The sequence below is a fragment of the Rahnella sp. PAMC25617 genome (assembly GCF_050606005.1).
Lineage (GTDB): Bacteria > Pseudomonadota > Gammaproteobacteria > Enterobacterales > Enterobacteriaceae > Rahnella > Rahnella variigena.
This window is the reverse complement of record NZ_JBOCUM010000008.1, coordinates 157,422-170,269: the sequence shown is the minus strand read 5'-3', so window position 1 is coordinate 170,269 and position 12,848 is coordinate 157,422. Positions and strand designations below refer to the sequence as shown.

Here is a 12,848-nt window from a genome sequence, read left to right as displayed (position 1 = left end):
ATGGGTAACTACCTGAAGAAAATTGTAGAAAAAATGAATGTCGGGGCTCGTGAATGCCTCGATGCGGCGATAAGTCTGGCGGTAAGCCGGACGCATCATGAAGTTGAAGTCGAGCATTTATTGCTGGCGGTGGTGACGCGTCAGCCTGCCATGATTGAGCAACTCTGTCTGAATGCAGGGTTGCGCGGCGATGCGCTGGTCGATGCACTGAAAACCAGCCTGAATCAGCAGCGCAGCGGCAATACGCGCAGTCCGGTGTTATCGGAATTACTGGTGGAGCATCTGGAAAAATCCTGGCTTCATGCCAGCACTTGCTGGCAACAAATGCAGCTTCCGGTACAGGCGTTTCTCGGCAGTCTGATTGCCAATGAAAAAGACATTCAGACGCACCTTTGTCCCGCGCTACAGCAGGCATTGGTGTGTCAGGCGGATCGCGCCGATCAGTTACTGCGTGACGCTTGTGTGCACAATGCCGGTGCCAGCGCAGCCGCGCCGGTGGATCATAACGCGGATTCTGCGGTGATGAAATTCACCCGTAATCTGACCGAACAGGCGCGCAAGGCGACGCTTGATCCGGCACTCGGACGCGAACAGGAAATTCGTCAGCTGATTGATGTGCTGTTGCGTCGTCGCCAGAACAATCCGGTGCTGACCGGTGAGCCGGGGGTAGGGAAAACGGCGCTGGTCGAAGGACTGGCTCAGCGTATTACGCAAGGCAGCGTGCCGGAAGCCTTGAAGAAAATGGAAATTTTATCGCTGGATATGGGGCTGTTACAGGCCGGTGCCAGCGTCAAAGGCGAATTTGAAAATCGTCTGCAAACGCTGTTACGAGAAATCAAAGAATATCCGTCTCCGGTGATCCTGTTTATCGATGAGGCTCACACGCTGATTGGTGCTGGTGGTCAGGCAGGGCAGAACGATGCCGCAAACCTTCTTAAACCTGCTCTGGCGCGAGGAGAAATGCGCGTGGTGGCAGCCACTACCTGGGCGGAATACAAAAAGTATTTTGAAAAAGATGCCGCACTGGCACGTCGTTTTCAGGTCATTAAAGTGGCGGAACCGGATGAAGAAACTGCCACCGCCATGCTGCGCTCGCTGAAACCGGCGCTGAGCCAGCATCACGGCGTGCAGATCCTCGAAAGTGCGCTGGTGGCTGCCGTTCGCTTGTCCAGCCGCTATATATCAGGCCGTCAGCTGCCGGACAAATCGATCAGCCTGCTGGACACCGCCTGTGCCCGTGTGGCGATTTCTCAATGCCATGAACCTAAGGAGATCGAAGATCTCAACGCGCTGCTCAGCAACATTCATACCGAACGGGAAAGCCTGCTCGAAGAAGTAGATAACGCCACAAGGTTGAAATGGCTGGATCAGCGTGAAAGCGAACTTACCCTGAACTTAGAGACACTGCTGCCCGTCTGGCGGCAACAGCAAGATTTGGTGGCGCAGATCACCGCGTGTGAGGATGTGGCGCAGATCGCTGCACTGCGTACCCAACTGGCGGAGATGCATAAAGACCATGCTTTGGTTTATGACTGCGTAGATGCGGTCTGTGTGGCGGATGTGATCGCCGGGTGGACAGGTATTCCGCTGGGCAGAATGGTGGAAAAAGAGCAGCAACAGCTCAGTGATCTGGTCGCGCGGCTGGAAAGCCGGGTGATTGGGCAATCCCATGCATTAGCGACAATTGCACAACAAATCCGCATCGGCCGCGCCAATCTTGCTGATCCGGTTAAGCCAACCGGCGTCTTTATGCTGGCCGGGCCTTCCGGCGTAGGTAAAACAGAAACGGCGCTGGCCTTATCCGAACTACTTTTCGGCGGTGAACAGAGTCTGATTACCATCAATATGTCTGAATATCAGGAAGCGCATTCGGTGTCCGGACTGAAGGGATCGCCGCCGGGGTATGTCGGTTATGGTCAGGGCGGCGTGCTGACCGAGGCGGTGCGCCGTCGCCCTTACAGCGTGGTGCTGCTTGATGAAGTGGAGAAAGCGCACCCTGATGTGATGGAAATGTTCTATCAGGTGTTCGACAAAGGCGTGATGGAAGACGCCGAAGGTCAGCTGATTAACTTCCGTAATACGCTCATTATTCTGACCAGCAACCTGGCAAGCGATCTGGTGATGACCGCCTGCGCAGCCGGAAGCACCGATCAAAATGCGCTGACCCGGTTGTTGCGCCCCGAATTCGACAAATTCTTCCGTCCTGCGCTGATGGGACGTTTGCAACTGATCCCGTATCTGCCGGTTGTGGGCGAAACGCTGGCCAAAATCATCCGACTCAAACTCGATAAAGTGTGCAAACGCTTTATCGCCGCGGGTGAAGGCAACTCTGCGCTGACTTACAGTGAAAAAGTGGTGGAGTTCATGGCCAGCCGTTGTCAGGTGGAACAAAGCGGGGCGCGCGAAATTGATGCCGTACTGAACCGGGAATTGCTGCCATTGCTGACTGACCGCCTGCTGGCAGTTGAAAGTAAAGCTGATATCCGCCTGCAAATTAGTGTCAGTAAAGATCAGCTCACACTGACCAAACAGCCAGCAGTGAAACGCTCTGCGGCGAAACAACCCGCCTGAACGACAGGGAAAGACTGACCATGAAAAACCGGGTGAATCTTCGGGCGCTAAAAATCAACGGGCACGATCCGCGCCTCAGCAAGTCTTTTTTGCTGCTGAGCAGCGAGCTCAGTCCGCTGACCGGCACCATCCCAGCGAGGCTGGACTGGAATGCGCTGGAGGAAAAGTGTTTTCAGCTGTTCCATGAATATGGCTATGACCTGCAAAGTGGCATGTGGTTTTGCCTGATCAACCTGCGGCTTAAAAGCTGGAAAGGGCTGGCGCTGGCACTTGATCTGCTGTCCACAGCATTTGCTCACAACAGCCAGCGTTGCTGGCCACCTGTCGCTGCGGTTCAGCAACGTAAGCAACTGATGGACTGGTTCAATGCAAATGTGGCGACGCATATCTATACGCTGGAATATGGCCCGGAAAACAGTGGCGAAATGCGTCTGGTTGAAAAAAGTATTGGCGTGCTGTGCGGACAGTCTAAAAACCTGCAATCACGAAGCCATGATTCTCTGAACAATCTGCATTATTTTCTTCAGGTTCGCTGCCGGTCGGTGCCCTATCCGTTGCAGCCAAAACCAGTGAAAGCCTTGCAGCCTGTTCCGGAGCCAGCGCCTGAAGTCATCAGCGAGAAAAAAGCGCTGGTGACCGAAATGCTGCCGGATGCAGAACCTGCAGAAATCTGTCTGGAGTCTGCGCCATGTCGGCATCCGCTTTTGTGGGCGTTGGGCGGGATGGCGGCGGGTATCGCGATATGTGCTGTCGCAGCCGGTATCTGGTTTTCTGCGCAGTCGCTGAGTTTCGGTGAAAAACTGAGTGCTCCGTTACTGGCACTGCAACACAGTGAAGGTCAGCTGGATGAGGTCTGGCGTATGGCGCAGGAACCCGAATTGCGAGCACAGAAAACGGCGGTGTTAACCCATGCTGCGCCCTTGCTGGGCTGGCTGAGCGCACAACCTTCCGATGTGCTGCTGCGGCAAGGAAAAATATTATCTGACCATCTGGAAAAAGCTTATCCGGGCAATGAATACAGTGCGCAATGGCAGCGCACAATGGATGAGAAGGCGGGAGATATCCCGGCGCTGGATGGTTTCGTTCTTGCTAATAAACATCTTGATGAGCTTGAAGCACGCTTACTGAATGCCGAAAAAAAACACAGCCAATATATGACTGTGTCGGAATTGAAAACAGCGGTATATCAGATACGCCAGGATCTGCAACGTAACGGAACCAGCGCGGAAACATTATTGTGGACGATTCAACAGGACAGGGAGAATAACCGTCAGGTTAACCCCGCCCTGATAAAACAAATCTCACAGAGAATAGATGCCTTAAATGCTGCCAGTATCACGTTGAATTAGCGAAAGGTAAAAAAATTTAAAGTCTCGGTTATTGCTTAATCATCGCTGCCTATGAAGACTCTAAAAAACAATTAATTTTTTCATTAATAGTACATCTGTAGTCAAATATTCGAAAGTAATTCATCAGGCTAATCGTTCAGGAGAGGTACGGAAAAATATGCATTTTATAGAAAAGTATCCGCAAGGTAAAAAACCATTAATAATGACGTTGTCAGAGGATTTGGAATCACCGCCGGATTATGACCATAATGCCATGAATTTTTCGTTGCTTACGCAAGCATATCAGGATGTTGCTGCGGGTCGTTGTTCTGTGCAATGTGAATCAGGAAAAAAAGATTTTTTGTATATATCAGCAATATACGTCGATGGTAATACCAATACCCCCACCAAGGAAAATCCTAACCAATTTGTTGGGTTAGGACAGATTTTAGTATTCGCTGCGATAAAATATGGGCTCGAATTGAAGATTGAACAAGCCTCACTGGTGGCGGTGGACGACAGTCAGGGATTTTATCTAAAAATGGGATTTCATCCAACTGTAGTGGGTGCCGTAAATCGAATGGATGATAGCGGGGTTTCACTCAAGTCTGGTGGTGGAAAATTAAATCCCCAGTGGCTCAATCGTTTTTCTCAGTCGTCATTTCAGAACGTAAATTTTCGGGGGTCACTCTGGTCGGGGAATATTAATAATATTTATGTAAATCTCCGGAGTAATATCATGAAGAATTGGGATATTGTTGGCTGAAACAATAAATGCTGAAACTTTATCAGGGATTGTAGTGTTGATCTATTTTTCAGAAAGTTAATAACTCATGTGCAAAAATTATATGCTTTATATCGGGAGTCAGGAGATAATGAAACACTAGCGTTTCATCGTATGGATGCTGATAAAGCCCCTAGGGTAACTAGATCCAGATCTAACAAGGAAATCAAACAAGTTACGTGTTGTTGGCGGGCATATCATTATTTTAACTTTGCATGAATTCAATGTCCGAAGCAGTGACAGCTTCACAATATGCACTGTAACAGTATCGCAATGTGAAGTTATGAATATGTCAGTTGTTTTTATTATGATAACTGAATAAATATATTTCAAGGAGTAGTAATATGTTTGGTAATAAAAAAATTAAAACGCAGGGTGAAATAAATATAGCTGAGCTTAAAAAATGGGAAGCAAGAGATAAGAAAAACCTGTTGCTTGTCCATACCGTGAGAACGCAGTATTTGAATAATAGTGTTTTGCTCACTCAGGATGCACAGTCTGTGTTCAAAACATGGGATATAGTGTCGACATCCCTCATTGATTTAAAAGCACTTAAAAAGAACTTCGATGCCGTTGCCCGAAGGGGGCATGTTGCCACAGGGCTTTTTTTCGAAGCCGGTTTTATATTAGAAGTGCCAACCCAGAATATATTAGGTACGTTCCCGCGCGATGCCTGGTTTCCAAACCATGCCGGTGTTGATATGAAAAATCAACGTATCTTTGATAAATCTGCATTGTCTGATAGCATCTTCAGCGGTAAAGCCAAAAAACCATCGAAGAATATCGAGGGAGGGTATAATAAAATTGTGGATCCCCGTAAAATCCTGTCTCAGACGAATAGCTCTTATTATAACGAAATCGTCGTTATCGGGCGTCCAAATATTAGCCTGTACCCTGGTCTGCCAGCGACAAGGGAAATAAAAGTGGCAGGTATTATTCTTGCGCCTAAATATGTCACAAACAGCAGCGAATTCTTTAAGCAGCAAGCAAGAAAAGAATCCAGAAAAGCTGGCGAGTTAATGATGAAGCATAACCCAGGCATTCCGGTAATTGAGTTATAAGGTTACACAGGAACTCTGAGCTTCATAAAGAGCGGCTATACTTTCTGTGTGGGGCGACCAACGTCGCCCCGGTAAATTGTGAAGCCACTCATGAAGCATACAAAAAATAAATCATCGCTGCTGACTGTGACCGTGGCGTGTATTGGTGTCGTCTATGGCGATATCGGTACCAGCCCGCTGTATACCCTGCGTGAATGCCTGACCGGACAAGCGGGCATCGCCGTGACCCAAAGTGCATTATTCGGCTTTCTGTCGCTTATTTTCTGGCTCCTGATGCTGGTGGTGTCGGTAAAATACATCAGCTTCGTGATGCGTGCCGACAACGACGGGGAGGGAGGCATTCTGACGCTGATGTCACTGGCGATCCGCAACCTTAATCCGCGGTGGATCCCTGCGATCATGTTTATCGGGCTGGTCGGTGGCAGCTTCTTCTATGGCGACGGTGTGATAACACCCGCCATTTCGGTACTTTCGGCAATTGAAGGGCTGGAGATTATTGAGCCGTCGCTCGACCGTTTTATCATTCCATTTTCGATTGCCGTGCTGACGCTGCTGTTCTTCATTCAGAAAAATGGCACCGGCAGCGTGGGCAAAATCTTTGCGCCGGTGATGGTGCTGTGGTTTGTGACCATCGGTGCGCTGGGGATTGGCGGAGTTATGCGTAATCCCGATGTATTACAGGCGCTAAATCCTTACTGGGCGCTGCATTTCTTTGTGGAATTCAAAACCGTCTCCTTCTTTGCGCTCGGCATGGTGGTGCTGTCGGTGACCGGTGGAGAAGCGTTATATGCCGACATGGGGCATTTCGGTAAAAAACCGATCCGCATTGCCTGGTTTATTCTGGTGGGGCCTTCGCTGGTGATGAATTATTTCGGACAGGGCGCGCTGCTGCTCAGCAAACCCGATGCTATCGTGAATCCGTTTTTCCTGCTCGCTCCGGGCTGGGCGCTGATCCCGCTGTTGATACTGGCTACGCTGGCAACGGTGATTGCCTCGCAGGCGGTGATTTCCGGCGTGTTCTCCCTGACGCGTCAGGCCGTGCGTATGGGCTATCTGCCGCCGATGCGCATCATCTATACCTCAGATGAAGAATCCGGTCAGATTTACATTCCGGTCGTTAACTGGCTGCTGTATTTCGCGGTACTGATTGCCATCGTCAGCTTTAAACATTCCAGCAATCTGGCGTCGGCGTACGGGATTGTGGTCACTGGCACGATGGTCATTACGTCGGTATTGATTGGCATTGTCATGGTCAAAAACTGGGGATGGAAAACCTGGGCTGGCGGTCTGATGATGGCAGCGATGCTGATCATTGATGTGCCGTTGTTTGCCGCCAACCTGACCAAACTGTTCTCCGGCGGCTGGCTGCCGGTGGCCATCGGGCTGACCATTCTGTTGATTATGCTGACCTGGAAAACCGAGCGTTCGCGCCTGCTGCGCCGCCTGAGGCAGGATCCGGAAGCGCTTGAGGCACTGATCGCCTCGCTGGAAAAAGCACCGCCGAAACGCGTGCCGGGCACGGCAGTGGTGATGTCACGCGGGCAATATGAAGTGCCGCTGGTGCTTTTGCACAATCTAAAGCACAACAAAATTTTGCACGAACGTGTGGTGCTGCTGACGGTGGTGACGGAAGACGTGCCTTATGTTCACAACGTGAAAAGGGTGACGATTGAACAGCTTTCACCGGCATTCTGGCGGGTGATTGCCAGTTATGGCTGGCGGGAAACGCCGAATGTCACGGATATTCTCTACCGCTGCGGGCTGGAAGGGCTGAAGTGTACGATGAACGAGACGTCTTTCTTTATGTCGCGGGACACATTTACGCTGGGCGAACCCCGTCCGTGGTATTTAAAAGCGCGCGGGAAACTGTTTCAGGTTTTGCAGCGTAACTCTCTGCGCGCGCCTGAGCATTATCATATTCCCCCGAACAGGGTGATTGAGCTGGGTGCGGTGGTGAAATTCTGAGGTTTTCCCGCCGGAGGGTGAGAACCGGCGGGAAAAGCAGATTACGCTTGCGGTGCTGAAGTCAGGTCAGTGACTTCAGGCGTAGTCGAACTCTGCGTCGCCTGTGAGGTTTGCGACTGAGTGGTCGGTGTCAGGTCGGTAACGGCCGGTGTCTGCGCAGCTGGCGCGGCAGTTTGTGTCTGCTGAGTCGCCGCCGGTGTTGCAGGCGTAGCGGTTTGCGCAGGCTGAGTCGCAACTGGCGCTGGAGTTGCTGACGTTGAAGCTGTTGAAGTCGCAGACGTTGCAGAAGTCTGCTGAGTCACTTCCGGAGTGGCTGCTGGTGTAGCCGCTGGCATTGCTGAAGCCTGCGATTGTTCGGCGGCTGCCGGTGCTTCGATGTCTTTCGGCAGCGACGGAACCGGTTCTGCCGGAATCGATTCTGACTTCGGTTTCGGGACAGGCGTTGATGCGCGAACCAGGAACGTCGGTTTGAGATTTGCCACAGAATAAGTCACGTGGCTGACCGCATCACGCGATGTCGCGACTTCGACCGGCGCAATGGTGACGCGACCGATCAGTGAACGGGCATAGCCGCCGACTTTATGTTTCCCTTCCGGAAGCTGGACTTCCATGCTCTCGCCAGTCCCCAGCGCACCCGCCTCCTTATCATCAATGGTCACATACAGTTTGGTGCCATCATCGGTTTTCGTCGGGACGTGCGCAACGGTCAGGCGCGTCGAGCCAAAATCGAAAGCCGGTGCCTGGTCGGCGGTTTTCGTTTTTGCGCATCCTGTGAGTGCGATAACGGCTGCTACGGCAGCAAGGGTGAAGCGATAACTCATAGTGCGACGTCTTCCTTTAAGGGATTTTTGTGATCTGCGTATCAATATACCTGATCCCACGGGAGAGATGAACGTTCTTACAGGGAACTCGGAGGAGTCTGCTATTCACTTCTCAATGTGTTCTTCATAGCAGTCCGCTGTAATTTCGGTTGAAGCGCTTCGTCAACTTGTGTATTTTTATGCAAATTAACTGCATAAAATAACAATCACACAGGAGTGACCATGCTTAAGTCATTAATTTTCACCGGGTGCCTGCTTTCTTCATTAATCACATCTGCTTATGCCGCACAGACTACATACGTGGTCGGTTCCGGCGGCACATACCGTCCGTTTGAATACGAAAACAGCCAGAAACAGCTGGAAGGTTTTGATATCGACATTATCAAGGCGATCGCCAAAGCCGAAGATTTTGATATCAAACTGGTTAATACGCCGTGGGAAGGAATTTTTGCGACACTGAATTCCGGTGATCGTGACATCATTATTTCTGGCATCACCATTACCGATAAACGTAAAGCGATGGTGGCTTTCTCCGCCCCGTATTTCCCGGCGGAACAGTCCATCGTGGTGCCTGAAGGCTCTAAAGTGGATTCCGTGGCCGCCCTGAAAGGTCAGAAAGTGGGTGTGGTGAACTCCAGCACCGGCGACATCGTGGTGTCCAATGAACTGGGCAAAAACAGCACCGACATCAAACGTTTTGATAACACTCCGCTGATGTTGCAGGAGCTGGCGGAAGACGGCATCGGCGCGGCGGTCGGTGACGTGGGCGTGGTGAAGTACTACATCAAATCCCATCCGGAGAAAGCGCTGAAACTGGTACCGGATGCTAAATTCGAGCGTCAGTATTTCGGTATTGCGGTCGCTAAAGACAACACCGAACTGTTGGGCAAAGTCAATGCCGGTCTGAAGAAAATCGTGGCTGAAGGCACCTACGCCAAAATCTACGAAACCTGGTTTGACAATAACGTTCCAGCGCTTCCCGCTCAATAATATTCTCATCACGAACAACGTTAATCAGGGGCGGTAACACGCTCCTGAACAAGGACAGGTATGACCGGATTTCGCTGGGAGATAATCTCAGAATATGCGCCGCTGTTTGTACAGGGCGCGCTGATGACCATCAAATGCACCATTATTTGTGTCATTTTAGGCACCACCTGGGGCCTGCTGCTGGGGCTAGGACGGATGGCCCGTGCCGACGACGGTCCGTGGAAACCTATTCTGCGTTTCGCCGTGCAATGGCCGGTGCGTATTTACGTCAGTGCTTTTCGCGGTACGCCGCTGTTTGTGCAGATTATGGTGGTTCACTTTGCTTTAGTGCCGCTGTTTATTAATCCGCGTGACGGCATTTTAGTGGCGAACGGTCTGATGTCCTCGGATTTCGCCCGTGCGCTGCGCTCAGATTACGGTGCATTCTTATCCTGCGTGGTGGCGATTACCCTCAACTCCGGGGCGTATGTTTCCGAGATTTTCCGTGCGGGTATTCAGTCTATCGACAACGGTCAGATGGAAGCTTCCCGCGCGCTGGGAATGGGCTGGGGCAAAACGATGCGCAAGGTTATCTTGCCACAGGCGTTCCGTCGTATTCTTCCGCCGCTGGGTAATAACGCTATCGCGATTGTGAAAGATTCCTCGCTGGCCTCGGCGATTGGCCTGGCCGATCTGGCGTATGCCGCGCGTACTGTTTCCGGCGCTTACGCCACCTACTGGGAACCCTACCTGACTATTTCACTGGTTTACTGGGTTCTGACTTTCCTGCTCTCGCTGCTGGTTCAACACATGGAAAAGAGGTTTGGCAAAAGTGATTCACGTTAAGGATTTACAGAAGCAGTTTGGCGAAACCCACGTGTTGCGCGGCATTTCCTGTGACATCGCAGAGAAAGAAGTGGTGTGCATCATCGGGCCTTCAGGTTCCGGTAAAAGCACCTTTCTGCGCTGCCTGAATGCGCTGGAAAAGCCCAATGGCGGCGAAGTGGTGGTGAACGGTTTTGCGGTGCATGACCCGAAAACCAATCTTAATACGCTGCGTGCCGGCGTCGGCATGGTGTTCCAGCGCTTTAATCTGTTCCCGCACATGACCGTGCTGGAAAACCTGATTATGGCGCCGATGTCGCTGAAGGGATTATCGAAAGCGGACGCCGTTTCCCGTGCCGAAAAGTTGCTGCAAAAAGTCGGACTGATCGACAAAATCGACGCCTGGCCTTCCAGTTTGTCCGGTGGTCAGCAACAGCGCGTGGCGATTGCCCGTGCACTGGCAATGGAACCGTCGATCATTCTTTTTGATGAACCGACGTCAGCGCTGGATCCGGAGCTGGTCGGTGAAGTGCTGGCGGTCATGAAACAGCTGGCGCTCGAAGGCATGACGATGGTGATTGTGACGCACGAAATGGGCTTTGCGCGTGAAGTCGCTGACCGCGTAGTGTTTATCGATCAGGGTGTGATTCAGGAGCAGGGGCCACCGGCGCAACTGTTCACCGCACCGCAAAATCCGCGAACCCGCGAATTTTTGAGTAAAGTATTATGATCCGACGGGCGCTTAAACAGCGCCCGTTTTCTTTGATGTGATGAGGTTTACCATGCAAAGTTTCCATTCTTATTGTATTTCAGCCTCCGGCGAAGAAAGGGCAGAAGGCGATATGCATGCCCGTTTTCCTTACTGGAGTTTCACGAAAACCGCGATCGCGATTTGTGCGCTGAAACTCAGTGAAAACGGGACTGTAAATTTGGATGGCTGTGTTGATGGCGAAGCTTACACCCTGCGGCAGCTGCTCAACCACACCGCCGGATTACCAGATTACGGCGCACTGAAAGATTATCACGACGCTGTCGCTGCCGGAGGAGAACCCTGGTCGCGCGAAAAATTGCTCAGTGCCGCGTTAGCCAGAGGCATGTTGTTTGCGCCGGGCGCGGGCTGGTCTTATTCCAACATTGGCTACATGCTGGCCCGCGAACACATTGAAGCCGCGTCAGGGCTGAGTTTTGCGCAACTGATGACTGACTTCATCACCACACCGCTAGGACTGACCAGTATCGCACTTGTCACCACGCGCGAGGAATTCGCACAACTGCACTGTGAAGCCGCCGGAAAATACCCTCCGGGCTGGGTCTATCACGGTTGTCTGGCAGGCAATGTGCGGGATGCGGCCAGACTGCTGCACGGATTATTCAGCGGTAAACTGCTGAGCGCTGCGTCGATGGCTGAAATGCAGGTGACCATCCCGCTTGGCGATGCCCTCGAAGGACGGCCGTGGACAGAATGCGGTTACGCGCTGGGGCTGATGAGCGGCGCGATGGGAGACGCGGGACGTTCAGCCGGTCATTCAGGCGGCGGCCCGTCGTGCGTGAACGCGGTCTATCACTTCCCGGATCTCCGCGAACCTGTGACCGGTGCCTGTTTTACTGACGGGCATCACGAAGGCGTGGCAGAAACAGAAGTGGGCAGGCTGGTGCAAAATTTCGGGTAAAAGGGCAAAAACACGGCTCCCAGTCTCGGAAGCCGTGTGTTAACAAACTTTAAGGTGGTGGATACGCAAACAGTTCGATAGATGGGATATATTCGATCCCATCAGAGGTGTACAAAACTGAATTAGTAAAGTCGTAAATCCTTCCAGTTATTCTTACTGTTACAAGACGGCCAATTTTAGTAACTTTGGCCTCGGCGCTATCTGATGTAAGAAATGGGGACATTTCCCCCAGGGCTTTCACGGGATTCGCAGCTATCTTTCCGGACAAGTAGTAACGATAGACTTCGGAAACCGTCGCACCCCCGCCCTGATATTTCGTGACGTAGAGCCATGTGTTTTCGTTTAATTGCTGCGATTTGAATAGTGCATCATTATAGGGTGGCCCAGTGTAATGCTGATAAGCAACATAGCTTGCTACCAGCAGTAATAAAACGACGGTTACTATACGGTGCCCCCATTTAATAACCATGCTGTTTGGCATAATCAATACCTTGTTTAATCCATCTTTGATCAACCGGGTCATCTCCGTAAGGCGCTACGCCATACCAATTGCTCCATTCTTCTCTGGAGTTGCCCGCCATACTTTGTGCGAATCCACCGCCCATGAGTAAAATATCTGGCGGGATACCCGCAACATATCCGGTAGCCCCGAAATTAAAATTGCCAAAATTAGCCAGCTTCTTGTTCTGTTGTTTATAGTCCCATATTCCGCGATTTCTTACCTTATGATAAAACCAGTAATAAGTTGCCGGGGTTGCCATTCCCTTGCTCATGCCACGTGCTTTTGCCTCCATAATATTTTTATTCAGAAGACTAAACCCAGGGGCTGGCATTATAGGAATAATAGCCATAAT

At 51.3% G+C, this 12,848-nt stretch carries 12 protein-coding genes; 9 read left to right on the top strand and 3 right to left on the bottom strand.

Features of this window, described 5'->3' with window-relative positions:
- The 5 genes from tssH (at position 1) to kup (ending at position 7,709) form a co-directional block, all read left to right on the top strand.
- Positions 1 to 2,571 (top strand): type VI secretion system ATPase TssH, encoded by a 2,571-nt coding sequence (tssH, locus tag ACM615_RS12190; protein WP_129638816.1) that lies wholly within the window; start codon positions 1 to 3, stop codon positions 2,569 to 2,571.
- A 20-nt stretch (positions 2,572 to 2,591) separates the two neighbouring features.
- Positions 2,592 to 3,920, top strand: coding sequence for a VasL domain-containing protein (locus ACM615_RS12185; RefSeq protein ID WP_431011960.1), 1,329 nt, complete (start codon positions 2,592 to 2,594; stop codon positions 3,918 to 3,920).
- A 157-nt stretch (positions 3,921 to 4,077) separates the two neighbouring features.
- On the top strand, positions 4,078 to 4,665 hold the full coding sequence (locus ACM615_RS12180; RefSeq protein ID WP_129638814.1) for a GNAT family N-acetyltransferase: 588 nt from the start codon (positions 4,078 to 4,080) through the stop codon (positions 4,663 to 4,665).
- Between the two features lie 362 nt (positions 4,666 to 5,027).
- Positions 5,028 to 5,744, top strand: coding sequence for a hypothetical protein (locus ACM615_RS12175; RefSeq protein ID WP_129638813.1), 717 nt, complete (start codon positions 5,028 to 5,030; stop codon positions 5,742 to 5,744).
- 90 nt (positions 5,745 to 5,834) lie between these two features.
- Positions 5,835 to 7,709: a low affinity potassium transporter Kup gene (gene kup / locus ACM615_RS12170; RefSeq protein WP_129638812.1), complete on the top strand. Its 1,875-nt coding sequence runs from the start codon at positions 5,835 to 5,837 to the stop codon at positions 7,707 to 7,709.
- Between the two features lie 41 nt (positions 7,710 to 7,750).
- Here the strand turns inward: kup and ACM615_RS12165 are convergent, their stop codons facing one another.
- On the bottom strand, positions 7,751 to 8,530 hold the full coding sequence (locus ACM615_RS12165) for a hypothetical protein (protein WP_129638811.1): 780 nt from the start codon (positions 8,528 to 8,530) through the stop codon (positions 7,751 to 7,753).
- 222 nt (positions 8,531 to 8,752) lie between these two features.
- Between ACM615_RS12165 and ACM615_RS12160 the strand changes: the two genes are divergently transcribed.
- Genes ACM615_RS12160 through ACM615_RS12145 form a run of 4 tightly spaced genes read left to right on the top strand, consistent with a single transcriptional unit; the run spans position 8,753 to position 11,994 of the window.
- Positions 8,753 to 9,520 carry a basic amino acid ABC transporter substrate-binding protein gene (locus ACM615_RS12160; protein ID WP_129638810.1) on the top strand — a complete coding sequence of 256 codons (768 nt, stop codon included), beginning with the start codon at positions 8,753 to 8,755 and terminating at the stop codon, positions 9,518 to 9,520.
- 60 nt (positions 9,521 to 9,580) lie between these two features.
- Positions 9,581 to 10,345, top strand: a complete 765-nt coding sequence (locus ACM615_RS12155; protein WP_129638809.1) for an amino acid ABC transporter permease — start codon at positions 9,581 to 9,583, stop codon at positions 10,343 to 10,345.
- Entirely contained in the window at positions 10,332 to 11,054 is a 723-nt protein-coding gene (locus ACM615_RS12150) for an amino acid ABC transporter ATP-binding protein (protein ID WP_129639443.1), read from the top strand. Before ACM615_RS12155 ends, ACM615_RS12150 begins: the two co-directional genes overlap by 14 nt.
- Positions 11,055 to 11,106: 52 nt before the next feature.
- The gene (locus tag ACM615_RS12145; RefSeq protein WP_129638808.1) at positions 11,107 to 11,994 is read left to right on the top strand and encodes a serine hydrolase domain-containing protein; all 888 of its coding nucleotides are present in this window, start codon (positions 11,107 to 11,109) and stop codon (positions 11,992 to 11,994) included.
- Between the two features lie 49 nt (positions 11,995 to 12,043).
- On the opposite strand, the gene ACM615_RS12140 is transcribed toward ACM615_RS12145, so the two are convergent.
- Both ACM615_RS12140 and ACM615_RS12135 read right to left on the bottom strand, forming a co-directional pair.
- Positions 12,044 to 12,475, bottom strand: coding sequence for a hypothetical protein (locus ACM615_RS12140; RefSeq protein WP_129638807.1), 432 nt, complete (start codon positions 12,473 to 12,475; stop codon positions 12,044 to 12,046).
- Positions 12,453 to 12,845: a polymorphic toxin type 44 domain-containing protein gene (locus ACM615_RS12135; protein ID WP_129638806.1), complete on the bottom strand. Its 393-nt coding sequence runs from the start codon at positions 12,843 to 12,845 to the stop codon at positions 12,453 to 12,455. Before ACM615_RS12135 ends, ACM615_RS12140 begins: the two co-directional genes overlap by 23 nt.
- Positions 12,846 to 12,848: the final 3 nt, after the last annotated feature.

What these genes read in the sequence shown, in the direction of transcription:
- tssH (WP_129638816.1), top strand. Translation starts at nt 1, where the DNA reads ATGGGTAACTACCTGAAGAAAATTGTAGAAAAAATGAATGTCGGGGCT.
- ACM615_RS12185 (WP_431011960.1), top strand. Translation starts at nt 2,592, where the DNA reads ATGAAAAACCGGGTGAATCTTCGGGCGCTAAAAATCAACGGGCACGAT.
- ACM615_RS12180 (WP_129638814.1), top strand. Translation starts at nt 4,078, where the DNA reads ATGCATTTTATAGAAAAGTATCCGCAAGGTAAAAAACCATTAATAATG.
- ACM615_RS12175 (WP_129638813.1), top strand. Translation starts at nt 5,028, where the DNA reads ATGTTTGGTAATAAAAAAATTAAAACGCAGGGTGAAATAAATATAGCT.
- kup (WP_129638812.1), top strand. Translation starts at nt 5,835, where the DNA reads ATGAAGCATACAAAAAATAAATCATCGCTGCTGACTGTGACCGTGGCG.
- ACM615_RS12165 (WP_129638811.1), bottom strand. Translation starts at nt 8,530, where the DNA reads ATGAGTTATCGCTTCACCCTTGCTGCCGTAGCAGCCGTTATCGCACTC.
- ACM615_RS12160 (WP_129638810.1), top strand. Translation starts at nt 8,753, where the DNA reads ATGCTTAAGTCATTAATTTTCACCGGGTGCCTGCTTTCTTCATTAATC.
- ACM615_RS12155 (WP_129638809.1), top strand. Translation starts at nt 9,581, where the DNA reads ATGACCGGATTTCGCTGGGAGATAATCTCAGAATATGCGCCGCTGTTT.
- ACM615_RS12145 (WP_129638808.1), top strand. Translation starts at nt 11,107, where the DNA reads ATGCAAAGTTTCCATTCTTATTGTATTTCAGCCTCCGGCGAAGAAAGG.
- ACM615_RS12140 (WP_129638807.1), bottom strand. Translation starts at nt 12,475, where the DNA reads ATGCCAAACAGCATGGTTATTAAATGGGGGCACCGTATAGTAACCGTC.
- ACM615_RS12135 (WP_129638806.1), bottom strand. Translation starts at nt 12,845, where the DNA reads ATGGCTATTATTCCTATAATGCCAGCCCCTGGGTTTAGTCTTCTGAAT.